Origin of the sequence: Nitrospirillum amazonense (assembly GCF_007828045.1) — a bacterium.
Lineage (GTDB): Bacteria > Pseudomonadota > Alphaproteobacteria > Azospirillales > Azospirillaceae > Nitrospirillum > Nitrospirillum amazonense_C.
This window is the reverse complement of sequence record NZ_VITN01000002.1, coordinates 335,691-357,189: the sequence shown is the minus strand read 5'-3', so window position 1 is coordinate 357,189 and position 21,499 is coordinate 335,691. Positions and strand designations below refer to the sequence as shown.

Sequence of the window (21,499 nt, the reverse complement as noted above, 5' to 3'; positions counted from 1 at the left end):
ATCAAGTGATGCGGCCGGCGCATGGTTTATGGCTGGAGGCAGATCTTGATCCGGACATCGCCCGATGCACGACCATCTGTCCCTGTTACAATCCGCCCCTCTCAGCCTGCCCGCGCTGATGGCCGCCGTGTTCATGGCGGGCCTGACTGGTGGCTTCGGCCATTGCGTGGGGATGTGCGGCCCCTTCGTGCTGGCCCAGGTGGGTGCCGCGGGTGAGGCGTCCGGCCCGGCGCTGGCGCGGGCCGGCGGCGCCCTGCTGCTGCCCTATCATCTGGGGCGCCTGACCACCTACGCCGCCCTGGGCGCGGTGGCGGGCGGCCTGTCCGGCCTGGTGGTGCGGGCGACGGAATATCGCTGGCTGCTGGCCCTGTTCCTGGGAATCGCCGCGCTGCTGTTCCTGCGCCAGGGCCTGGCGGGCCTGGGCCGGGTGGCGCCGCGCCTGCTGCGCCTGGTTCCGGCGGGGCGGTTCAGCCTGGGGACGGCGGGGGCCGCCCGCCTGACGGCGTTCCTGGCGCGGCCCCTGCGTCGGCTGTTCGCCGATCCGCGCGGCCTCAACGGCTATTTCCTGGGTGTGCTGCTGGGCTTCATTCCGTGCGGCATGGTCTACGCCGCCCTGGCGGCGGCGGTCAGCAGCGGCTCCGCCGCCGGTGGCGCCTTGGTGCTGGCGGCCTTCGCCGTCGGCACGGTGCCCAGCCTGATGACCGTGGCAGTGGCGGGGCGCGCCGTGGGGCGGCAGTTCGCCGGCTTGGCCGCCTGGATCACCCCGCCCCTCATGCTGCTGAACGCCGCCCTGCTGTTCAGCCTGGCTTTCGGCGTGCTGGACCGGGCGCCCTTCTGATCAGGCGGCGCACAGCGCCCGCGCCCGCTCGATGGCGGCCAGCACGTCGCGACGCCGGGTCCAGGGCAGGAAGTGGCCGGCCCCCTCCAGCGTGCGCACCTCCACCATGGCATGGCTCAGGTGGCGCTGAAGGTAGGCGACGTTGCCATAGGGCGATTCCCGGTCGGCGGTGCCGTGCAGGATGACGACGGGACAGCGCACCTGGCCCAGGTCGCGCGCCAGGGCGCGCAGCTCCGGCACGATGGTCAACAGTTCCCGGTTGGCATTGCGCAGGGGGCGGGGCAGCAGGCGGCGCCACGGCTCCTGGTCCGCCCAGGGCTGCAGCGGGTGCTGGTGTTCCAGGTCCGGATCGAAGGAGGTCGCGACCAGCACCAGTGCCGCCACACGGTGGGGCTGGTCCAGGGCCAGGCGGGCCACCACCGGGCCACCCATGGAATGGCCCACCAGGATGGCCGGCGGATTGGCCGGGTTCAGCGACAGCAGCGGCGTCAGGCGCCCGGCCTGCGCCTTCAGCCCGATCAGCGCCTGTTTCGGTTCGCTGCGGCCAAAGCCGGGCCGGTCGGGTGCCAGCAGCGACACCCCCTGGGGGCCATGCCCCAGGAACCAGCGCCAGCCGCCGGCGCTGCCGGGCGTGCCGTGCACCATGATGATGGGCCGGGCGGCCTGTTCCACCGGATCGGGCCCCGCGGCCAGGACGCTCAGGCCGTGGGCGCCCACGGACAGCCGGTGGACCTGATTCATTCGGATCCGCCGTCGCCCTGGCGGTAGGGGCTTTCGGTCATCAGCGTCTCGATGTCGGCGGCCACGCCTTCCCGTTCCCGCTCCACGAAATCGGCCACGGCGCGGCGCAGGGCGGGGTCGACGATGTAGTGGGCGCTGTAGGTGGTGGCGGGCAGATAGCCGCGCTGCACCTTGTGCTCCCCTTGCGCGCCGGCCTCCACCCGCTTCAGCCTGCGCTCGATGGCGAACTCGATGGCGCGGTAATAGCAGGCCTCGAAATGCAGGAAGGGATAGTCCCCGGCCGAGCCCCAGTTGCGGCCGTACAGGGTGTCATCGCCCATCAGGTTCAGCGCACCCCCCACCCAGGCGGGGCGGCCTTTCGCGTCCGGTCGGGCGGGATCGCGGGCCATGACCAGAACGACGCTGTCCGCCATCTCCGTCCCCAGCCGGTGGAAGAAATCCTCCGTCAGGTAGGCCCAGCCCCACTTGCGGTCGCTGGTGGCGTTGTACAGGCGGAAGAAGGCGTCCCAGTGCTCCTCCCTCAGCTCGGCGCCGGTCAGGGTCAGCACCTCCACCCCGCTGTCGGCCACGGCCTGGCGCTCCTTGCGCACCGCCTTGCGCTTGCGGCTGCTGAAGGCGCCCAGGAAATCGGCGAAGTCGCGGTAGCCCCGGTTTTCCCAATGGTATTGGATGCCGTGGCGATCCAGCCAGCCGGCGCCCGTCAGCGCGGTCCTATCTTCCGGGGTGGGGAAGGTGACGTGGACGGACGACAGCTTGTTGTCCACCGCCGCCGCGCGCAATGCCGCCACCATCAGGCGGCGCACGCCATCGGGATCGGGACAGGCGGGATCCGCCATCAGGCGCGGCCCGGTCACGGGCGTGAAGGGGACTGAGACCTGTAGTTTGGGGTAATATTCCCCGCCCGCGCGTTCATAGGCGTTGGCCCAGCCCTGGTCGAACACGTATTCGCCATAGGAATGGGATTTCAGGTACATGGGCGCCGCCCCGACCAGGCGGCCCTGGGCGTCGCGCACCGTCAGGTGCTGTGGCAGCCAGCCGGTCTTGCGCCCGACGGAGCCGCTGTCCTCCAGGATGCGAAGGAAGGTGTGGCGGGTGAAGGGATGGGCGGGATAGGCGTCACTGGCCGCGAGCCGATCCCAATCCACCGCGTCCAGTGCGCTGATACGCGGGGCCACGGCCACCTTCAGGCCGGCCGTCCAATCACTGCTTCCATCCGCCATCACGCTACCCCGCTCTACCGGCACCCGACGTAAATAGTCGGGTGCCGACGGGCATTTAACAAGGGCGGGCGAACAGGTATGCGGCTTCAGGCCACTTCCAGGATCGCTTCCACTTCCACGGCCACGCCCAGGGGCAGCGAAGCGGCGCTCACGGCGGAGCGGGCATGGCGGCCGGCATCGCCGAACACCTGCACGAAGGTTTCCGAGGCGCCGTTGATGACCTTGGGCTGGTCGGTGAAGTCGGCGGTGGAGTTGACGAAGCCCACCAGCTTCACCACGCGGACCACGCGGTCCAGGTCGCCGTCCAGGGCGGCCTTGGCCTGGGCGATCAGGTTCAGCGCGCACAGGCGGGCGGCTTCCTGCCCCTGCTCGACGGTGAAATTGTCGCCTAGCTTGCCGACGCAGCGCAGTTCGCCGTTCCAGAAGGTCACCTGGCCGGACAGGAACAGGGTGTTGCCGGTGCGCACGGCCGGCACATAGGCCGCCACCGGGATGGCCGGGGTCGGCAGTTCGATGGCGAGTTCTTTCAGACGGGCGTCGATACGGCCGGCCATGGTGTCCTCCACTGGGGTTCGTTACGATTGAAACGGTTCTTGGGGCCGGACCATAGCGCCATCCGGCGCCGGCAGCCAGCCGCGGCGTGTGAAGCTATCGCGTAAAAGCCGGGTGGTCAGCACGGCCATGGCCGCACCCCCCAGCACGTCGGATGGATAGTGCGCGCCCACCCACAGCCGGGTGGTGGCCAGCGCCGCGGCCAGCGCCAGCAACCCCAGCCGCCCGCGCGGCCAGAGGACGCCGACCGACAGGGCCAGCGCCACCAGGGTGTCGGCGTGGCCCGAGGGGAAGGAATAGTAGCGGAAGCCCATGTGGAAGGGCTGGGGCCATATGGCGCCTTCGGTCAGGAACACCACCGGCCGGGGTCGGCCCACCACGGCCTTGACGGCGTCCACCGCCAGGCCGGACAGGGCGACCGCCAGGAAGACGAAGGCCACCGCCCCCAGCCAGCGTCCCAGCCGCTCGCGTTGCGGCCCCTCCGCCTGGGCGCGGGCGGTCACCAGGGCGATGGCCGCCAGGCCCAAGGGCACCAGGCTGTAGAGGCTGTCGCCCGCCTGCGTCAGGTGATGGCTGAGGGCCCTGATCCAGGATGGCAAATCGACTGCCCACCGGGTGAAGGGCCGGTCGATCCACAGTACCAGGCCGGCCTCCAGCACCAGGAAGCCCGCCCAGGCCATCAACGTCCTGCGGTTCACGGCTGCGGCGTCGCCGCGGCCGGCTGTTCCGCTGCGGGCTGTTCAGCCGGCGGCTGGGCCGGGGCGTTGACCGGCGCGCCGGCGCGGTACAGGGCCAGGTTGGCCCAGTTGCCGCGGGAATAGTTGAAGCCGCGGAAATGCTTGATCAGTTCCGGCGACAGGCCGCGCGCGGCCAGTTGGGCGGCGAAGGCCGGCTCTTCCTTGTCGCGCACCAGGGCCAGGGCGCACCCGGGATCGTCGGCCAGGTGGTTGGCCACCATATCCGGCTCACCCAGCTTGGTCTTGGTCCCCACCAGGAACACCATGCTGGGCTCCGTATACCCCGAGGCCGCCAGGACGGTGGTGGGGCACAGGCGGTGGTCGGCCACGGCCTGGGCGATGGCGGGGCTCAGCCACATGGCCTTCAGGCTGGGCATGACCAGGCCCAGGATGGTGACCATGCTGAGGGCGCCGCCGGCCGCCACACCCAGGGTCAGCCGCTTCAGGCAGCCGATACGCTCCAGCACCACGAAGGCGATGCCGGTGGCCAGCGCCAGGCCGCCGGCGACGAAGCCCGCCGGCAGGTTGGTGCCCTCCAGCCGCAGCGGCGCGCCGGCGCCCAGCACGGCCAGGGCGCCGGTGATGACGAGGTACAGGACGATGACGGCCCAGCGGGCGATGCGGCCGGCCAGCGGGGGCCGCCGGCGTTCCTCCCGGGGGACGTTGCGGTTGGCGGCCTTCTCGGCCGCCGCCTTGGCGTCGATGCGCGACAGCAGCGCCGCCATGCCCAGAAAGGCCAGGGCGGGGAAGGTGGGCAGGACGTAGTGGGGCAGCTTGGTCGCCACCGCCTCGAAGATCAGCCAGGTGGGGACGATCCAGGCCAAGCAAAAGCGCACGGCGTCGTCATGGCGGCGGCGCCAGGCCCAGGCGGCGCCCAGGCCCACCAGCAGGCTGCCCGGCCAGAAGCTGAGCCAGAAGGTGATGAGGTAATAGCCGGGCGGGCCGGCATGCTTCTCCTGGCCCGAATTCACTTTTCCTAAGAACTCGTGCCCGATGGCGTCGGCGAAGAACTGCCCCTTGGTGGCGATGGCGATCAGGACGGCCCAGGGCAGCACCATGGCCAGCACGATGGCCAGGCCGGGCAGGGGGCGCAGGCTTTTCAGCCAGGACCAGTCGCGGTCGGCGAAGCCCAGGGTGATGATGCTGCCCAGCACGGGCAGCAGGATGACCGGCCCCTTGATCAGGATGCCCACGCCCAGGGCGATCCAGAAGGTCAGCGTCAGGCCCCAGGTGGGGGGCATGGGCTTGCGCCGGTCCAGGTAGATGCGGCCCAGCGCGCCCATGGCGGCCACCACGGTGGCCAGCAGCACGGCATCGGTCTTGGCCATGCGCGCCTCGACGCTCAGCAGCACGCAGACGGACATCAGCAGGGCGGCGCCGAAGCCGGCGGTGGCGCCGAACAGCAGCTGTCCCGCCCAGGCGGTCAGCAGCACGGCGGCGACGGCGCCGATCAGCGAGGGCAGGCGGTAGGCCCAGATGGGCGTGGTCTCGGGGTCATGCTCCCCGGTGACGGCCTGCACCGCCGTGACCGTGGCGCTCTGCAGCCAATGGATGCCCACCGGCTTTTTGTTGCGCGCCTCATCCTGGAAGCGGATGGAAACGAAGTCGCGGGTTTCCAGCATCTGCCGCGTCGCCTGGGCGAAGCGGCTCTCATCCCGGTCGAAGGGGGGGATGGTGGTGAAGCCCGGCAGGAAGGTCGCCAGCGCCAGCAGCGCCAGGATGACATAGTGCACGGGCCGCAGGACGGCGGGGCGGAAGGTGTCGTTCATCGATCGGGCGTCCCGTCAGGTCGCGGCGGCGGCTTCGGCGCGCTTGTGCTTATGGATCAGGTGCAGGTTGCGGGCATAGACCACCAGGCCGGGCAGCTGGCCGGCGATGATGACCAGGTCGGGCTTCAACAGGCCGTACAGCAGCACCAGGGCGCCACCCGCCAGGCTGAAATACCAGAAGGTCACGGGCACGACGCTGCGGCCGGCGCGCTCGCTGGAAATCCACTGCACGATGAAGCGCGACATGAACATGGCCTGGCCGAACAGGCCGAAGGCGGCGATCCAGCCGTTCTTGCCCAGCGCTTCCTGCCACCAATGCATCAGGAACTGCGCGACGTGGTCCCACACCATGGGTCAGACCTCCCGCACCATGCCGGGCATAGTGTTTCGCCGCAGCATCCACAGCATGCCCAAGAGGTCGAAGAAGCCGACGAAGGCGCGGCCGATGTTGGTGTACTTGGACCGGCCGGCGTGGCGCTTGCGGTCATTGATGGGCACATTGGCCATCTTCCAGCCGCTGTAGGTGGCGACCGTGGGGATGAAGCGGTGCACGGCGTCGAACTGTGGCAGTTCCAGCATGGCCGCGCGGTGCACCAGCTTGAAGCCGCAGCCGGTGTCGGGGCATCCGTCGCGCAGCAGGGCGCGGCGGATGCCGTTGCCCAGGCGCGAGGTGAGCTTCTTGGCCAGGGTGTCGTCGCGGCGGCGGCGGATGCCGCACACCACCTTCACCTCCGCGTCCCGTTCCACCGCCGCCAGCATGGGCGCGATGTCGCGGGGATCGTTCTGCATGTCGCCATCGACCATCATGATCCAGTCGGTCTTGGCGGCATGGCAGCCCGTGCGGATGGCGCGGCTCTTGCCCGCCCGCTTGCCGTGGCGCACGACGCGCACGAAGGGATACTTGGCCTTGGCCTGCTGCAGCTCATCCGGCGTGTCGTCCGTGCTGCCGTCGTCAACGAACAGGACCTCATAGTCCCCAGGGTAGGGAGCGACGGCTTGCAGTTCTTCCAGCAGCGGCAGGATGTTCCCCTGCTCGTTCAGGACGGAAATCAGGATGGTGTAGCGCAAACCCATCACCTCGGGGCACGAAGGGCATAAAAATAGGCCGGGCCGCCGCCCGGCGAAGGCGGTCCGGATCATTTGGGTCAGAAAGCTACAGATTGCCGCCAGCGTCAACAAGGGCGGCCTTGTCCCGCCGACCGCATAGGGCAGGGGTACCCTGCGGCGGGGCGCCTTGAACGGCGCCGCCCCGGGACCTCACGGCGTGTGAGGGAGGGTCGGTCAGGCCACCGAGGCCAGGGGGGTGGCCAGGGCCAGGACATCGGCGACGCTGACGCTGCGCACGCCGGCCGCCATCCAATCACGGCGGGCGGCGGTGAGCGAGCCATGCAGGTCGATGGCGCGGCAGGCGTCTTCCACGATCAAGGCCTCGAAGCCCAGGCGGGCGGCGTCGGTGGCGGAGTAGGCCACGCAGTAATCCGTGGCCAGCCCGGCCAGATAGATGCGGTGGATGCCGCGTTCGCGCAGGGCGCCGGCCAAGCCCGTCGGCGTCACCCGGTCGTTCTCGAAAAAGGCGGAATAGCTGTCGATGTGGGGGCGGAAGCCCTTGCGCACCACCAGCTGCGCCTTCTCCACCGCCGGCGCCAGCCCGGGGTGGAACGCCGCGCCGGCGGAGCCCTGGACGCAATGGTCGGGCCACAGCATCTGCGGGCCGTAGGGCATTTGCACCATGTCATAGGGCCGGTGCCCGGGATGGGCACTGGCGAAGGAGCGATGGCCGGCCGGATGCCAGTCCTGGGTCAGGATCACGGTGTTGAAATGGGCTGCCAAGTCGTTGGCCGGCCCCACCACCGCGTCGCCGTCCTCAACCGCCAGGGCGCCCCCAGGGCAGAAGTCATTCTGAATATCGATCAGGATCAAGGCATCGGTGTCAGTGTGCATGAGGACGACCTAGCGTTAAAAAAGGGCGATTTCCGCGAGAAGGGCGTGTCGCGGGATGGCGTTCAGTGAACATCGTGCCCAAGGGCGTCGTCGCCTTCACACGGGGGACCCATTCACTGAAACACATCGTACATGAAAAAACCCTCCCGAACCGCAGTTCGGGAGGGCTGATTCTTTTAGGATTATGGCACTAGGCCCTCTGTCCAGCAGAGGCCTACTTCAGGATACGGTTCCACCAGCCCTTCCTGGGCTGCTCCACCGCCGGGTTCAGCTCCACCGAAGGGTGGATTGCCGGGGTGGCCGGCTCCGCAGGCGCGGCCTCGGCCACGGGCTCCGCCACCACGGGCTCTGGCGCCACGATGGGGGCGGTTGGCTCGGCCACCGCCGTGTCGGCTGCGGGCGCATCGACCACCGGCGCTTGCTCAGCGGCCGGAGCGTCCGCCGGGGCGTCCACGGGGGCGGCCTTCTTGCGGCTGCGGGTGGCGCGCTTGGGCTTGGCGGGTGCCTCCTCCGCGACCGGCTCGGCGGCCGGGACCGCTTCGACCGGGGCGGCCTCAGCCACCGGGGCGTCGGCGACGGGGGTCTCCTCCGCCACCGGCGCGGCCTTCTTGCGGCTGCGGGTGGCGCGCTTGGGCTTGGCGGGTGCCTCCTCCGCGACCGGCTCGGCGGCGGGGGCCGCTTCGACCGGGGCGGTCTCGGCCACCAGCACCTCGGCGGACGGCGCGTCCACCGAGGTAGCGTCCGCGGTGGTGGTTTCCACCGGCTCGGTGGCCGGCACGGGCACGGCCTCGCCTTCGGCAGAGATGGTCACGCCCTCGGTGCCGATAGCGTCCTCGCCCTCGGCACCACCTTCATGATCCTCACCCTCGGCAGCACCTTCGACACCGTGACGGCCGCGACGGCGACCGCCGCGCTTGCCGCGCCGGCGCTTCTTGCGCTCGCCATTGGCGTCATCACCCTCGGCCGCCTCCGCGGAGTCGGCGCCTTCGCCGTCGGCTTCCTCGCCAACGGCCAGATCGGCCTCGTCTTCGTTGGGCTGTTCACCCTCGGCCGCTTCCATGGCCTGCGGCTGCGGCGCGCCTTCATACCGGTCCTGGCCACTGCCACGACGGCGGCGTCGACGGCGGCGGCGATCCTGGCCATTGCCTTCGCCGTTGGCGGCCTCGGCTGTGGCCTCCTCGATCTCGTCTTCGGCGACCTCGTCCTCCACCTCGTCCACGTGCTCCAGCGCACGGTCGGTCTCGGCGTAGATGCGCTCGGCGCTCACGGCGGCGGCAGGCTGGTCGTCAGCGGCCGTGCGGGCGCGAATGCGTTCCAGGCGGTGGTCCGGCGGCACCAGGCTGTCGTCGGCCGACAGGAAGACGCGGAAGCCGTAGCGGCGCTCAATAGCCGTCAGGGCGTCGCGCTTCTGGTTCAGGATATACAGCGTGACCGAGCTGGCGGCCGTCACCGTGATCTCGGTGGAACGACGGCGGATGCCTTCATCCTCGATGGCGCGCAGGACCGCCAGGGCGGCGCTTTCCAGCGAGCGCACCATGCCGGTGCCTTCGCAATGCGGGCAGCGCTCGAAGTTGATTTCCTGCAGCGACGGGCGCAGGCGCTGGCGCGACAGCTCCATCAGGCCGAAGGGCGAGATACGACCCAGCTGGATGCGCGCCCGGTCGGCCTTCATGGCCTCCTTCAGGCGCTTCTCGACGGCGGCGTTGTTGCGGCCGTCCTCCATGTCGATGAAGTCGATGACGATCAGGCCAGCCAGATCGCGCAGGCGCAGCTGGCGGGCCACCTCTTCGGCGGCCTCCAGGTTGGTGCGCAGCGCCGTCTCCTCGATGTTCCGCTCCTTGGTGGCGCGGCCGGAGTTGACGTCAATGGCGACCAGGGCTTCCGTCTGGTTGATGACGATGTACCCGCCCGAGCGCAGCTGCACCACCGGGTTGAACATGGCGTCGATCTGGTTGTCCACCTGGAAACGGTGGAACAGCGGGATGTCATCCGTGTAGGGCTGGATCTTCTTGGCGTGGCTGGGCATCAGCATGCGCATGAAGTCCTTGGCGGTGCGGTAGCCCGCAGCACCCTCCACGTGCACCTCGTCGATGTCGCTGGCGTACAGGTCGCGGATGGACCGCTTGATGAGGTTCGCTTCCTCGTAGATCAGCGCCGGCGCCACCGCTTGCATGGTCTGCTCGCGGATGTTGTCCCACAGGCGCATCAGGTACTCGAGGTCGCGCTTGATCTCCTGCTTGGACCGTTCCATGCCCGCAGTGCGCAGGATGACGGCCATGCCCTTCGGGATGTCCAGCTCTTCCAGCAACTCCTTCAGGCGCTTGCGGTCCTGCGGGTTGGTGATCTTGCGGCTGATGCCGCCGCCCCGGGGGGTGTTGGGCATCAGGACGCAGTAGCGGCCGGGCAGGGACAGGTAGGTGGTCAGGGCGGCGCCCTTGGTGCCGCGCTCTTCCTTCGTCACCTGCACCAGCAGGATCTGCCGGCGGCGGATGACTTCCTGGATCTTGTAGGAGCGCAGCGAGCGCGGACGGCGGCGTTCCTCGCCCTCCTCGTCTGCGTGCGCGGCCTCGCCATGGTGGCCGTTCTCCTGCGGGGCGCGATCCCCGCCGCGATCGTTGCGGCCGCGACGGCCCCGGCGGCCGCGGTGACGGCGGCGGTCGCCGCCCTGGCGGGCGTTCTCGCCCTCGGGGGTCTCACCCTCGGCGGCCTCGCCCTCTTCACCCTCGTCACCATCTTCGACGTCGTCCTCGGCGTCGCCTTCGGTGAATTCGGCACCCTCGGTGTACTCGGCAGTCTCGCCATCGGCGTCGCCGGTGGCGGCGTGCGCTGCCGGCAGTTCCTCGGTGATGTAGGGCTGCTCAATGGTCAGGGGCTGGGCCGGGGGCACGTAGGCATCTTCCGGATGACCCTCCGGCACCACCAGGTCGGTGGCCACGGTCTCATGCGCACCGACCTCGTCGGCCACCGCTTCATAAGCGGCGGCGGGGGCGGCCTCGCCTTCCTCATAGCTCACGGCGGAGGCGCCGGTTTCCAGCAGGGGCGGGTGCTCCGCCGCGTGCAGGGCCTCCTCCTCCTCGTGCTCCATCGCCTCGCGCTCGCGCTCCAGCTCCTCCTGCTCACGCAGCAGGGCTTCGCGGTCGGCGACCGGGATGCGGTAGTAGTCGGGATGGATTTCGGAGAAGGCGAGGAAGCCGTGGCGGTTGCCGCCGTATTCCACGAAAGCCGCCTGCAGCGACGGCTCCACCCGGATCACCTTGGCAAGATAGATATTGCCCTTCAGCTGTTTCCGGCTGGCGATTTCGAAATCAAGCTCGTCCAGCTTGTTACCATTGACCACGACGACCCGGGTCTGCTCCGGATGCGTGGCGTCGACAAGCATACGCTTGGCCATTTTTTATCCTCATGGCACAGAGACGGCCGGCCCGCGCGACGAACGGGCTTACCGGTGTGCCACCGTTTAGTGCCGAAGCATCGGGTCCCCATCGCCGCCGAGGAAAGAACACCCCGAAACGGCGCTTCCAGGAAGCGGCCAGCGGGGGGGCGGGCGACCGGAACCTGGCGCCAGCCCAGACTTTCAAAGGGGCCAGCGCCGGCTTCGTGGTTTCACAGGACCGAGCATCCTTCCAGGCGTCACACCCACGGATCGCATCACAGCGGACTTGGCTGGCTGCGGCACGAAACCGGGGGCGACGCCCCCGCCCCGGGGAGGGGCGGGCCAGGATACTGGTTGTCGCGAATTCAAGATAAACACGGGGTGGCCCATACTACAATGAAAGAATCACAGCCCCTGTAGTGCGCCCCTTGGGGTGGAAACGGGACAGGCCATGGCGCGGGTGCCGCTTGCGGCAGGCGCTGGGCCGGCGCCGGTACCGCTCCGGCGCCACCTATCCGTCGTTTCTTAGACAAGATCTCATGATCATGCTTGAAGCGTTTGATTCAAGGGCGGTATAAGGCCGAGTGCTGAGCCCGTCTCGTTCTGTTTCGGGGGGAACCGTCTTGTCCGCCTCTGGGCGTCGACACCGTTTGTTCTGGGGGCACCGGGGGACGTGGCGCGCGGCCCTGGCCGGGACCCTGGCGGGTACCCTCAGCCTGATATCCGTGGTCATTCCCATGACGGTCTCCGCCGGCAGCCTGGGCACCATCGACATGGCCCAGGCCCAGGTGGCGCAGGCGCAGGTGCTGCGCGTGCCATCCGCGCCCAAGCGCAGCGCGGTGCTGGCCGTGCGCTTGGGTTTGCAGGGCGACGAGACCCGCTTCGTCCTGGAGATGAGCGAGCGCACCGACTACCGCGTGGCGACCTCGGTCAGCCCGACGCGGGTGGTCATCGATCTGCCCGCGGTCAATTGGCAGGCGGCCCTGCCCGGTGCCGGCCGGGGCCTGGTCAAGGCCGTGCGCATGACCAGCAGCCTGACTGGATCGGCCCAGGTGGTGCTGGAAACCGATGGCCCGGTGCGCGTGGCCAATGCCGATTTCCTGCCGGCGCGCGACGGCCATCCGCCGCGCCTGGTGCTGGATCTGGCCCATGCCGACCTGGGCAGCCTGATGGCGGCCGTCGCCGGCCCATCCGCGCCGCCACCGCCCCGCGCGGAGGAGAAGGCCGTCGCCATGTTGCCGGAGGCGCCGCCGCCGGGCGTTCCGCCCGTGGGGGCCGCCGTGGTGCCCGCCGCCAACCGGGTGGGCGCGCTGCCCACCTTGCCGCCCGACCCGCCGCCCCCGCCCAAGGCGGCGCCGGTGGTGATGGTGCCGCCGGCGCCCGGCGCCAAGCCGACCCTGCGCGACCGCACGCCCCTGATCGTGCTGGACCCCGGCCACGGCGGCGACGATCCGGGCGCGACATCCGTCACCGGTGCCTACGAGAAAGACATCACGCTGGCCATGGCCCGGGCGGTGGCCCGCGCGCTGGAGGCCACCGGCCGCTATCGCGTGGCGCTAACCCGGGACAGCGACGTCTTCATCCCCCTGCGCGAGCGGCCCGGCAAGGCGCGGGCGCTGGGGGCGGACCTGTTCATCTCCCTGCATGCCGACATCGTGGTGGGGCGGCCGGTGCGCGGCCTGTCGGTCTACACCCTGTCGGACAAGGCCACCGACCGTGAGGCCGACATGCTGGCCCAGCGCGAAAACCGCTCCGACGCCATCGTCGGCATGGACCTGGCGGACCAGAGCGCGCAGGTGGCCAGCATCCTGATCGACCTGGCGCAGCGCGACACCCGCAACCAATCCCGCCGCCTGGCCAACCTGGTGGTGGAATCCGTGGGGCGCGACATCACGCTGCTGAACTCACCCCTGCGCTCCGCCGGTTTCGCCGTGCTGACCGCGCCCGATGTGCCCGCCATCCTGGTGGAGATGGGGTACCTCTCCCATCCCACCGACGCGCGCCTGCTGGCCACGGACAGCCACCGCCGCCGCTTCGCCGCCGATCTGGTGCGCGCCATCGACGGCTATTTCGGGCCGCGCCGGGCCCCCACCCGCAAATAAGCCATACTCGGGTGCGATAGGCTGTCGCCGGCAGTCGTGCGCCTGGGGCATGCGCGCCGCCGCCGCCCGGACGGCGACAGGGCGGGCGCTTCCTGCTAGGGTGCGGCCGTCTTTCGGTCTTATCGCCTGCGGGTGTCGGTCGGTTCCATGCGCATTCTCGTCAAGCTGTTGGTCTTGTTGTTGATTTTGGCGGGGGTCGGCTGCGTCGGCCTCTACCTGGGCTATCGCCATTACGCGGCCGATTTGCCGGATTATCACCAGCTGGTGGACTACCAGCCGCCCACGGCCACGCGGGTGCAGGCTGGCGACGGCCGCCTGATCGCCGAGTTCGCGGCGGAGCGGCGGGTGTTCGTGCCCATCAGCCTGATCCCCAAGCGCGTGCGTCAGGCCTTCGTCTCGGCCGAGGACCAGAACTTCTACCAGCATGGCGGCGTGGATTGGCTGGCCATCGCTCGCGCCATGGCCACCAACGTGGAACGGGTGGGGCAGGACAAGCGGCCCATCGGCGCCAGCACCATCACCCAGCAGGTGACGCGCCTGTTCCTGCTGAACAACGAGGTCAGCTACGTCCGCAAGATCAAGGAGGCCATCCTCTCCTACCGGATCGAGGAGGCGCTGTCCAAGGATCGCATCCTTGAGCTGTACCTGAACGAGATTTTCCTCGGCAACCGCTCCTTCGGCGTGGCCGCCGCCGCCCTGAACTACTTCAACAAGTCGCTGGATGAGCTGACGGTGGACGAGGCGGCCTTCCTGGCCAGCCTGCCCAAGGCGCCGGACCGTTATTACCGCGACCGCTTCCATGACGCCGCCATCGCCCGCCGCAACTACGTGCTGGGCCGTATGGCGGAGGATGGCTACATCACCGCCGCCGAGGCCAAGGAGGCGCAAGGCCGGCAGCTGGTGTTCCGCGACCGCCATTCCGAGGGTCAGGTTGATGCCGATTACTTCGTGGAGGAGGTACGGCGCGAGCTGCTGTCCGTCTACGGTGAGTCCAAGCTGTATGAGGGCGGCCTGTCCATCCGTACCACCCTCGATCCCAAGCTGCAGCAGGCGGCGGTGGAGGCCCTGCGCCATGGGCTGGAGGCGTTCGACCGCCGCAAGGGCTGGCGCGGCGCCGTGGCTCATTTCGACGGCCCCGCCAATTGGCAGGACCAGCTGGCCAAGGCCACCCTGCCGGCGGGGGGGGAGCGCTGGCAGCTGGCCATGGTGCTGAAGGCCGATGGGGAGGACGCGTCCATCGGCCTCAAGGACGGCAGCCAGGGCAAGTTGCAGCCGGCCGACGTGCGCTGGGCCAAGCGCGCCAACGCGCTGACGCCCGGCGACCTGATCATGGTCGATGCCGCGATGTCGGAGGCCAAGCCGGCGTCGAAAGGCCAGAAGGCGGAAGAGCCGGCGCCCATCCCCGGCGTCTACGCCCTGCGGCAGATTCCCGAGCTGCAGGGTGCCGTCGTGGCCATGGATCCGCGCACCGGCCGCGTGCTGGCCATGAGCGGCGGCTTCAGCGCCCGCATCAGCGCCTTCAACCGCGCCACCCAGGCCAACCGCCAGCCCGGCTCCGCCTTCAAGCCCTTCGTCTACCTGGCGGCCCTGGACCGGGGCTTCACCCCCTCCAGCCTGGTGCTGGACGCGCCTTTCTCGCTGGAGCAGGGGGCGGGGCAGGAGAAGTGGCGGCCCAGCAACTACACCGACCAGTTCTACGGCCCCACGCCGCTGCGCGTGGGCATCGAGAAGTCGCGCAACGTCATGACCGTGCGCCTGGCGCAGAACATCGGCATGCCGGCGGTGGTGAACGAGGCCAAGCTGTTCGGCATCAGCGATCACCTGGCGCCGGAACTGTCCATGGCCCTGGGCGCTGGGGAGACCACGGTGCTGAAGCTGACCACCGCCTACGCCATGCTGGACAACGGCGGCAAGCGCATCACCCCCACCTTCGTCGATCGCGTGCAGGACGCCAGCGGCAAGACCATCTACCGTCACGACCAGCGAGCGTGTGAGGGTTGTGCGCTGACGCCTGGTTCGGTCGCCCCCACCGCTGATGTCGGCGCGGTGCCGGACGTGCCCGACACGCGTGAGCAGATCGAGGACCCCCGCACCGTCTACCAGATCGTCAACATTCTGCAGGGTGTGGTCGATCGCGGCACGGCGGCGGCGCTGCGCGTGTTGGGCAAGACCCTGGCGGGCAAGACCGGCACCACCAACGACAGCCAGGACGCCTGGTTCGTCGGCTTCTCCCCCGACCTGGTGTTCGGCGTCTTCACCGGCTACGACCAGCCGCGCTCCCTGGGCGATCATGAGACGGGGGCCTCGGTCGCCGTGCCCATCTTCAAGGAGTTCATGGCGACGGCGCTGGCCGACAAGCCCTCGCTGCCCTTCCGCGTGCCGCCCGGCGTGCGCCTGGTGCGCGTGAACCCCGAGACCGGCCGCCTGGCCGAGCCGGGCGACCGCAAGGCCATCTGGGAAGCCTTCATCCCCGGCACCGAGCCCAAGGGCGGCGAAGGCGTGCTGGACGGCGGCGACGGCGGCAGCGTCTGGGTGCAGGCGACGACGGCGGCGCAGCAGCAGAGCACGCAGATGGGGACGGGGACGGGGACTGTTTATTAATACCGGTCCCTTGTAGGTAAAAAGAAGCGGGCCGCCCCGGCGATGGGGCGGCCCGTTCCGTTTCAGACGCTGATTTACGCGGCCGGCTTCAGGCGGGCGGCGGCCTCGCTGCGCGACAGGTTGGGCTTCAGCTTCTGGCGGGCGTCCTCATAGGCCTGCCAGTCGGCCAGGTCGGGCAAGGCGGGGATGGTGATCAGCTCGCCCTGGTCCAGGCCGACGAGGGCGGCGTCCACCATCTCCTCGGCCGACATCACGATCTCCTGCGGCAGCTGCTCCACCGGTACGCCGGCCACGTCCCAGAACTCCGTCCGCGTGGCGCCGGGCAGCACGGCCTGGGCGCGCAGGCCCTTGCCTGCCAGTTCATGGTGCAGCGACTGGGTGAAGGCGACGACGTAGGCCTTGGTGCCGCCGTAGGTGCCGTTCAGCAGCTCCGGCGCGATGCCGACGATGGAGGCGATGTTGATCACCAGGCCGCCACCGCGCTTCACCAGGCCGGGCACGGCGGCGTAGGTCAGGCGGGTGAGGGCGGTCACGTTCAGCTGGATCATGGCCTCCATGGCGTCCACGTCGGCGTCCAGCAAGGGGGCGGCGGCGCCGACGCCGGCGTTGTTGACCAGGGCGGTGATGCTGGCGTCCTCACGCAGGCGGGCCTCCACGGCGCGCAGATCGCTGGCCTTGGTCAGGTCGGCGGCCAGCACCTCGACCTTGCGGCCTGTCTCGGTGGCCAGGCGTTGGGCCCGGTCCTGCAGGCGGGCGACGTTGCGCGCCACCAGGATCAAATCATAGCCGCGGCGGGCCAGCCGGTCGGCGTAGATGGCGCCGATGCCGGAAGAGGCGCCGGTGACGACGGCGGTGCCCTTGGGGGCGGGGCCTTTGGAAATGGGGGTGGTGCTCATGATCCGGTTCCCTTCGGGGGTGATCACCGGCGGGGCGCCGGCGTTGACAAGGGGAAGGATAAGGGCGCACGCTCCCGACCTGAATGTCATTGATGCCACTTTTCAGGACATATCGCCGTCCCGATCCCCCGGAGGCCCTTCATGAGGCGTGTCGGTATCGTCGTCTTCCCCGGTTTCCAAATCCTGGATCTGGTGGTCGTCACCGCGTTCGAGGTGGCGAACATCATCGCCGGCCGGCCGGTCTACGATGTCCATCTGGTGTCGGAAATGGGGGGAATGGTGGCCAGTTCCTCCGGCGTGGCGGTCCAGGCGCAGGCGCCGGGGGACCTTGCCTATGACACGCTCATGATCGCCGGGGCGCTGGACTTGGCGGTGGTGCCCGCCAGCCTGGCGGTGTTCGTGCGCGGTGCCGCCCGCGCCGCCCGCCGCACGGCCAGCATTTGCACGGGCGCCGCCGTCCTGGCCCGCGCCGGGCTGCTGGAGGGGCGGCGCGTCACGACGCACTGGCTGGTCGCCCGTGCCCTGCAACGGGAATTCCCCACCCTGCGTATGGAGGAAGACCGCATCTTCATCCAGGACGGTCCCATCTGGACCTCCGCCGGCATGACCGCCGGCATCGACCTGGCGCTGGCCCTGGTGGAGGAGGATCTGGGCGCCGACATCTCCCGCGCCGTGGCGCGCAAGATGGTGGTCTATCACCGCCGCCCGGGCGGGCAGTCCCAATTCTCCGCCCTGCTGGAACTGGAGCCCCGGTCCGACCGCATCCAGACGGTGGCGCGCTATGTCCGCGAGAACCTGAAAGAGGATCTGTCGGTGGAGCGGCTGGCTGAGGTGGCGCACCTCAGCCCGCGGCAGTTCAGCCGCGCCTTCCATGCCGAAACCGGGCAGTCGCCGGCCAAGGCGGTGGAGAACCTGCGGCTGGAGGCGGCCCGCGTGCTGATGGAGGAAGGGCGCCACCCCATCGAGATCATCGTGCGCGAAACCGGCTTTGGCGACCGGGAACGCATGCGCCGCGCCTTCCTGCGCGCCTTCGGCCAGCCACCCCAGGCCTTCCAACGGGCGGCGCGGCTCAGCGCTTGATTAAAATGTATTTTAATCGGCCTCGGGTCGGGAGGGATATATACGGTGGGATATAACGAAATCCACGGGATGCCCCATCATGATCCGTCACATGGCCTTGGGCGCTGTGGTGTCAAGTGTGCTTGTCTGCGTCGGCCTCGCCGGCACGGCCCATGCCGACACCACCGACACCATCAGCGATTATTTCAACAATTGGTATGCCCGCGTGGATCAGGCCCAGTCGACCCAGCCCAGCTGGGTGACGCCGCTGGTCACGGTGACCCCCCGGCTGGAGCAGGAATTCCGCTTCGACCAAACCAACCAGTACCAGGGCACCGGCGCCATGGTCCGCAATTACGGCGGCGGCAAGGGGCTGGAACTGATCCCCACCGCCACCACCGAGGTGGTGTTGAACATCCCGCCCTATCAGGTGCGCAGCAACGTCAAGCCGGTGCAGGGCTTTGGCGATGATCCCGTGCTGCTGGTGAAGCAGCGCTTGCTGTCCGCCAACGCCGACCAGGGCGACTACATCGTCACGGCCTTCTTGGGCTTTCAGGCGCCCACCGGCATCAAGGCCTTCACCAACGACGCCTGGCTGGTGACGCCCACGCTGGCCGCCGGCAAGGGCTTCGGCCGGTTCGATGTGCAGGGCACCGTGGGCGTGGCCATTCCCATGGCGCACGAGAGCACCATCGGCACGGCGGTGGCGACCAACGTCACCTTCCAATATCACCTGGACGACTATTTCTGGCCAGAGCTGGAGGTGAACGACACCTACTGGTCCGGCGGCCTGCGCGACGGCAAGAACCAGGTGCTGCTGACCCCCGGCATCATCTTCGGCCGCTTCCCGCTGGGTGGCCATTCCAAGGCCAACTTCGGCTTCGGCTACCAGTTCGCCGTCTCACCCAGCCTGCAGCGCGAGCCGGCGCTGACCCCGACCCTGGACCACGCCTGGGTCTTCACCGGCCGCGTCTCCTTCTAGCCGGCCCCGTCAGGCGGGGATGCTGAGGCCGTCCAGCGTCTTGCGCAGGGCGGCCGCGCCGCCGTTGGCCGCCTCGAACGCGCGCTGGGCCTCGCGCCACAGCGTGGTACCGGCGCGCAAACGCTCGCGCCCCGCGTCGGTCAGGGTGATCTGATGACTGCGGCGGTCGGTGGGGCAGGGGGTGACCTGGATCAGGCCGTCCCGCTCCAGCGGGCGCAGGTTCTTGCCGGTGGTGGTGCGGTCCAGGTCCAGGCGCGCCGCCATTTCGTTCACCGTCAGCGCGCCCGCCGCCTCATACACCAAGGCAAGCATGGAGAACTGCGTCAGGCGCAGGCCCGTGGGCGCCAGCTTGGCGTCGTAGAAATTGGTCGCCCTGCGCGCCGCCCGCCGCAGGGCGCCGCAGTTGCAATGGGCGACGCCGTCGCGCTGTTGCTCGAAACTCATCCTGCTCTCCTTCCGGCCCGTTCTATCAGGCGCTGGCGCACCGCGCCATATAGGAGTATATGCGCCTATATGAGAGTATATTCTCCTATTTTCAGATGGGGACGAGAACGATGACCACCGACATCGGCACGACGCCGGCGGAGACCTTATCCGGGGCCGGGGAAGGCGCCCGGGTGGAGCCCAAGCCGGTGCCGCCCGCCCGGCATGCCCTGCTGCACGGGCCCATCGTGCCCACCATGCTGCGCCTGGCCCTGCCCACCATCGTGGTGCTGCTCATCCAGACAGCCGTCGGCGTGGCGGAGACGTATTATGTCAGCGCCCTGGGCACGGATGCACTGGTGGGGGCGGCCCTGGTCCTGCCGGTGTCCATGCTGATGACCATGGTCGCGGCGGGCGGCATCGGCGGTGGCGTCGCGGCGGCGGTGTCGCGCGCCATGGGGGCGGGGCGGGTGCGTGACGCCAACGCCCTGGTGCTCCACGCCCTGGTCCTGGCTGTCGCCTTTGGCCTGGTCTTCACCCTGGCTTTGCGGCTGGGCGGGCCGGCGCTCTACCGCCTGTTGGGCGGCACCGACGGGGCGCTGGCGGCGGCGCTATCCTATTCCGGCTGGCTGTTCGCGGGCGCGGTGCCGGTTTGGATCATCAACCTGATGTCGGCCGTGTTGCGCGGCATCGGCAATGTGCGGGTGCCGGCGCTGGTCACCCTGGTGGGGGCGGCGGTCATGATTCCGCTGTCGCCCTTTCTCATCTTCGGCATCGGGCCCGTCCACGGTTTCAGCGTCCACGGCTTTGGTGTCGCCGGCGCCGGCATGGCGGTCAGCGGCTATTACACCGTGGCGGCGGTCGTGCTGCTGGCCTACATGGCGCGCGGCCGCTCGGGCCTGACCCTACGCCGGGTGCCGCTGGAGGGGCGGCTGTTCCGCGACATCCTGGGCGTGGGCGTCGTCTCGGCCCTCAGCGCCCTGCAGCTGAACCTGATCACCCTTCTGGTGACCGGCGCCGTGGGCCGCTTCGGCACCGCGGCGCTGGCCGGCTTCGGCATGGGCTCCCGCCTTGACTATCTGCTGATCCCGCTGCTGTTCGGCCTGGGCACGGCGGTGTTGACCCTGGTGGGGACCGCCATGGGGGCGGGCAACCAGGCCCGGGCACGCCGCGCCGCCTGGATCGGCGCCCTGATGGGGGCGGCGGTGACGGAGGCGATCGGTCTGGGTGTGGCGCTGTGGCCGTCCGCCTGGGTCGACCTGTTCAGCCATGACCCCGCCGTGCTGGCCCATGGCGCCCATTACCTGCGCACGGTGGGGCCGGTCTATGGCGCCGTGGGCCTGACCTTCATCCTGGGCTTCGCCTCCCAGGGCGGTGGCCGGCCGCTGTGGGCCTTCCTGGCCGGCACCGTGCGCCTGATTGTCGCGGCGGGGCTGGGGTGGTTGGCGGTGGGCCTGGGCGCCGGCCTCGACGTTTTGTTCGGCCTGGTGGCTGCGGCCTCCCTGGCCTCTGCCGCGCTGTGTGTTGCCGCCACCCTCAGCGGCGCCATCTGGCGGCCGGGACGGGAATAGTTCCTAATGGTTGTATTAACAGTATATTGCAATCATTTAAGTTGACTCTCCGGGCGGCCGGGGCCAAAAAAGTTTGGCCGATACAAAGAAGCCGTGGCCTGACCACCCTGCCGCTCGGGAGGCGGCGCCGATCCGTTGGACCCGCCCCCCGGTCCGCAGGGACCGTCCTGTTTTTGATCATTCCATGATGTCAGGCCCCCGCCCCCCGGGCGGGGCGGTTGCAGCCGCGCGCCTTCCGCGACCCTCTTCAAAACATTTGGGGAAGACAATGACGATCATTCAGCCCTATGGCGTCGCCATCACCCAGGCCATTGCGAGCGGCGACCTGGAGGAAATGAAGCGGGCCAAGGCCCTGGCCGAGGACCATGTTCAGCGCTATGGCGACATCCCGACGCTGCTGACGCACCTGAAGGCGGCCATCGCCAAGCTTGAGGCCGGCAAGACGCCCTGATCCCGAAGCCGGGACGGGGCCTTTCCACATCCGCAACTACAACTTATGAGGGATATATTATGGGTCACATCCCCCTTTATGCCGTCGCCGCCACCCAGGCCATCGCCAAGGGCGATGTGGCGGAACTGAAGAACTTGCACGCCCAGGCCGAGAAGCATCTGCAGGAATACGGCGACGTGGCCACCGTGCTGCAATTGCTGAAGGTCGAAATCGCCAAGGCCGAAGCCGGCAAGCCCTGATCCC

19 protein-coding genes are annotated in these 21,499 nt (G+C 69.4%); 8 read left to right on the top strand and 11 right to left on the bottom strand.

Annotated elements, in window-relative coordinates; all coding sequences use genetic code 11:
* Nucleotides 1–64 precede the first annotated feature (64 nt).
* On the top strand, nt 65–838 hold the full coding sequence (locus tag FBZ89_RS04065; RefSeq protein WP_145748742.1) for a sulfite exporter TauE/SafE family protein: 774 nt from the start codon (nt 65–67) through the stop codon (nt 836–838).
* Here FBZ89_RS04065 and FBZ89_RS04060 read toward each other — a convergent pair whose 3' ends face one another.
* The 9 genes from FBZ89_RS04060 to FBZ89_RS04020 all read right to left on the bottom strand — a co-directional run bounded on the left by FBZ89_RS04060 (nt 839) and on the right by FBZ89_RS04020 (nt 11,189).
* Entirely contained in the window at nt 839–1,579 is a 741-nt protein-coding gene (locus tag FBZ89_RS04060; protein ID WP_145748741.1) for an alpha/beta fold hydrolase, read from the bottom strand. It lies immediately after the preceding gene.
* Nucleotides 1,576–2,799, bottom strand: a complete 1,224-nt coding sequence (locus FBZ89_RS04055; RefSeq protein WP_145748740.1) for a GNAT family N-acetyltransferase — start codon at nt 2,797–2,799, stop codon at nt 1,576–1,578. Before FBZ89_RS04055 ends, FBZ89_RS04060 begins: the two co-directional genes overlap by 4 nt.
* A gap of 86 nt (nt 2,800–2,885) precedes the next feature.
* The gene (locus tag FBZ89_RS04050; RefSeq protein WP_088873137.1) at nt 2,886–3,353 is read right to left on the bottom strand and encodes a RidA family protein; all 468 of its coding nucleotides are present in this window, start codon (nt 3,351–3,353) and stop codon (nt 2,886–2,888) included.
* A 21-nt stretch (nt 3,354–3,374) separates the two neighbouring features.
* A complete protein-coding gene (locus tag FBZ89_RS04045; protein WP_145748739.1) occupies nt 3,375–4,049 on the bottom strand; it encodes a phosphatase PAP2 family protein in 675 nt (224 codons plus the stop codon).
* On the bottom strand, nt 4,046–5,857 hold the full coding sequence (locus tag FBZ89_RS04040) for an ArnT family glycosyltransferase (protein WP_145748738.1): 1,812 nt from the start codon (nt 5,855–5,857) through the stop codon (nt 4,046–4,048). The genes FBZ89_RS04045 and FBZ89_RS04040 overlap by 4 nt, the downstream gene beginning before the upstream one ends.
* A gap of 15 nt (nt 5,858–5,872) precedes the next feature.
* Nucleotides 5,873–6,208 carry a lipid-A-disaccharide synthase N-terminal domain-containing protein gene (locus FBZ89_RS04035; protein ID WP_145622524.1) on the bottom strand — a complete coding sequence of 112 codons (336 nt, stop codon included), beginning with the start codon at nt 6,206–6,208 and terminating at the stop codon, nt 5,873–5,875.
* 3 nt (nt 6,209–6,211) lie between these two features.
* On the bottom strand, nt 6,212–6,931 hold the full coding sequence (locus FBZ89_RS04030) for a glycosyltransferase family 2 protein (protein WP_145748737.1): 720 nt from the start codon (nt 6,929–6,931) through the stop codon (nt 6,212–6,214).
* Nucleotides 6,932–7,138: 207 nt separating this feature from the next.
* On the bottom strand, nt 7,139–7,798 hold the full coding sequence (gene pncA / locus FBZ89_RS04025) for a bifunctional nicotinamidase/pyrazinamidase (RefSeq protein WP_145748736.1): 660 nt from the start codon (nt 7,796–7,798) through the stop codon (nt 7,139–7,141).
* 214 nt (nt 7,799–8,012) lie between these two features.
* Nucleotides 8,013–11,189: a ribonuclease E/G gene (locus FBZ89_RS04020; RefSeq protein WP_145748735.1), complete on the bottom strand. Its 3,177-nt coding sequence runs from the start codon at nt 11,187–11,189 to the stop codon at nt 8,013–8,015.
* A 719-nt stretch (nt 11,190–11,908) separates the two neighbouring features.
* Here FBZ89_RS04020 and FBZ89_RS04015 point away from each other — a divergent pair.
* Both FBZ89_RS04015 and FBZ89_RS04010 read left to right on the top strand, forming a co-directional pair.
* On the top strand, nt 11,909–13,273 hold the full coding sequence (locus tag FBZ89_RS04015; protein ID WP_145748734.1) for an N-acetylmuramoyl-L-alanine amidase: 1,365 nt from the start codon (nt 11,909–11,911) through the stop codon (nt 13,271–13,273).
* Nucleotides 13,274–13,420: 147 nt separating this feature from the next.
* Nucleotides 13,421–15,874: a penicillin-binding protein 1A gene (locus FBZ89_RS04010; protein WP_246172024.1), complete on the top strand. Its 2,454-nt coding sequence runs from the start codon at nt 13,421–13,423 to the stop codon at nt 15,872–15,874.
* A gap of 74 nt (nt 15,875–15,948) precedes the next feature.
* Here the strand turns inward: FBZ89_RS04010 and FBZ89_RS04005 are convergent, their stop codons facing one another.
* Nucleotides 15,949–16,770 (bottom strand): SDR family NAD(P)-dependent oxidoreductase, encoded by an 822-nt coding sequence (locus FBZ89_RS04005; RefSeq protein ID WP_145748733.1) that lies wholly within the window; start codon nt 16,768–16,770, stop codon nt 15,949–15,951.
* A 141-nt stretch (nt 16,771–16,911) separates the two neighbouring features.
* Between FBZ89_RS04005 and FBZ89_RS04000 the strand changes: the two genes are divergently transcribed.
* The gene (locus FBZ89_RS04000; protein WP_145748732.1) at nt 16,912–17,850 is read left to right on the top strand and encodes a GlxA family transcriptional regulator; all 939 of its coding nucleotides are present in this window, start codon (nt 16,912–16,914) and stop codon (nt 17,848–17,850) included.
* Nucleotides 17,851–17,929: 79 nt separating this feature from the next.
* The gene (locus FBZ89_RS03995) at nt 17,930–18,811 is read left to right on the top strand and encodes a hypothetical protein (RefSeq protein WP_145748731.1); all 882 of its coding nucleotides are present in this window, start codon (nt 17,930–17,932) and stop codon (nt 18,809–18,811) included.
* A gap of 9 nt (nt 18,812–18,820) precedes the next feature.
* On the opposite strand, the gene FBZ89_RS03990 is transcribed toward FBZ89_RS03995, so the two are convergent.
* A complete protein-coding gene (locus FBZ89_RS03990) occupies nt 18,821–19,255 on the bottom strand; it encodes a MarR family winged helix-turn-helix transcriptional regulator (protein ID WP_145748730.1) in 435 nt (144 codons plus the stop codon).
* Between the two features lie 110 nt (nt 19,256–19,365).
* Between FBZ89_RS03990 and FBZ89_RS03985 the strand changes: the two genes are divergently transcribed.
* The 3 genes from FBZ89_RS03985 to FBZ89_RS03975 all read left to right on the top strand — a co-directional run bounded on the left by FBZ89_RS03985 (nt 19,366) and on the right by FBZ89_RS03975 (nt 21,495).
* Nucleotides 19,366–20,805, top strand: coding sequence for an MATE family efflux transporter (locus FBZ89_RS03985; RefSeq protein ID WP_145748729.1), 1,440 nt, complete (start codon nt 19,366–19,368; stop codon nt 20,803–20,805).
* A gap of 268 nt (nt 20,806–21,073) precedes the next feature.
* Entirely contained in the window at nt 21,074–21,256 is a 183-nt protein-coding gene (locus tag FBZ89_RS03980; RefSeq protein WP_040847170.1) for a DUF1843 domain-containing protein, read from the top strand.
* A 59-nt stretch (nt 21,257–21,315) separates the two neighbouring features.
* Nucleotides 21,316–21,495, top strand: a complete 180-nt coding sequence (locus FBZ89_RS03975; RefSeq protein ID WP_145748728.1) for a DUF1843 domain-containing protein — start codon at nt 21,316–21,318, stop codon at nt 21,493–21,495.
* Nucleotides 21,496–21,499: the final 4 nt, after the last annotated feature.